Annotated in this window: 3 protein-coding genes; all 3 read right to left on the bottom strand. The window is 63.2% G+C overall.

The genetic code is table 11. From position 1 onward, the window contains the following. Positions 1 to 147 precede the first annotated feature (147 nt). The gene (locus XW59_RS29195) at positions 148 to 492 is read right to left on the bottom strand and encodes a DUF1515 family protein (RefSeq protein ID WP_047144989.1); all 345 of its coding nucleotides are present in this window, start codon (positions 490 to 492) and stop codon (positions 148 to 150) included. A gap of 107 nt (positions 493 to 599) precedes the next feature. Further along, positions 600 to 866: a hypothetical protein gene (locus tag XW59_RS29190; protein WP_047145275.1), complete on the bottom strand. Its 267-nt coding sequence runs from the start codon at positions 864 to 866 to the stop codon at positions 600 to 602. A 5-nt stretch (positions 867 to 871) separates the two neighbouring features. Next, positions 872 to 1,057, bottom strand: a complete 186-nt coding sequence (locus XW59_RS29185) for a hypothetical protein (protein WP_047144990.1) — start codon at positions 1,055 to 1,057, stop codon at positions 872 to 874. Between the last annotated feature and the right edge of the window lie 120 nt (positions 1,058 to 1,177).

The following is a 1,177-nucleotide window of genomic DNA, read 5'->3' as shown; positions in this document are numbered from 1 at the left end:
TCTCGGCAAGAGGCCCGCCCCACCCCAAGCTCCCTCGCACAAGTGGCGGGCCTCACCTCCCCCAAACGACGAAAAACCCCGCCGGCCGGAGCCAGCGGGGCAAAAGCAACCCTAGCAAAGGGAAACTTAGAGGAAGCACGCCAGTGGTCAAGGAGGCGGTCTGCCAGTCAGCCACGTGTAAGCACCAAGCAACCAGCCGGCGAGCGTGACAACGCCGATGCCGACCCGGATCAGCCAGCGGCCGAGCGTGCCAGCGCCCTCGGCCTTGGTGCGCAGTGTGGTCACTTCCACCGTCACCTTCTCCATGCCTTCGACCTTGTTTTTCAACGACGAGACATCGGCCTCCATGTGCGTCTGCCGCAGAACGAGATCGTCCATGCGCTTGTGAAGCACGGCCCTGCTCTCATCCTGCCGATCCAGCCGACCCTCGATGCCGTCGAGCTTCCCGATGACCACACCAAGCTTGTGATCGATGCTACCGCTTTCCGCCAAAGCCCCTGCCCCACATTCAATTCCAGCAGCGCTGGGATTTGCCGTATCGATCGGTCGCAACCAGGTAGCGCGCGATCGGTTCTTCCTTGGCCGTCAGCGCCACCGCATCATTCGGTGCCGGCGGCTTCTTCCACCCGGCGCAATTGCTGGCACTCGTCTGGCAGGCCGCCAAGCTCAACGCAGATATCAATGAGATCGGCACGATCCACTTCATGGTCGATGTCCTCGCGCTTGCTGATTGCTTTCATGGAGGCTTCGAGCGCCGCCACGGCGGCTTGCTGGCGGCCTTGGCTCTTGCCGTAGAGGTAGAGAGGCCCGGAGGCGACGAGAGCGCCCAGCGCCGCCCCTGCGGCGATTGTGAGATACGTCTTCATCGCGATCACCTGTCGACCTGTGCGAGGTACCAGAGGTACCCGACATATCCGGTGAGGACGCCACCGGCATAAGCCGAGCCGATCGGAGCGCCGAAGAGCATCCAGACCACGGCCGCGATGGCGAGCAGGGCCGCCACCGGCACCACGAAGACAATCGCGAATATGCGAGCGGCAAGGTCGGCGCCGATCATGCCCGCGCCTCCACTGCCTTGGCCTTGGCTTCCGTCTCAGCTTTTTCCTTGTGTCGAGACCAGAACAGCCAACCGCCTGCGACGACAAACGCCACGATGATCATCACCAGCAGATGCGGC

The sequence above is a fragment of the Aquamicrobium sp. LC103 genome, assembly GCF_001014615.2.
Taxonomy (GTDB): domain Bacteria; phylum Pseudomonadota; class Alphaproteobacteria; order Rhizobiales; family Rhizobiaceae; genus LBCQ02.
The sequence above is the reverse complement of the archived record's forward strand: the minus strand, read 5'-3'. Positions and strand labels throughout refer to the sequence as shown.

What these genes read in the sequence shown, in the direction of transcription:
- XW59_RS29190 (WP_047145275.1), bottom strand. Translation starts at nt 866, where the DNA reads ATGAAGACGTATCTCACAATCGCCGCAGGGGCGGCGCTGGGCGCTCTC.
- XW59_RS29185 (WP_047144990.1), bottom strand. Translation starts at nt 1,057, where the DNA reads ATGATCGGCGCCGACCTTGCCGCTCGCATATTCGCGATTGTCTTCGTG.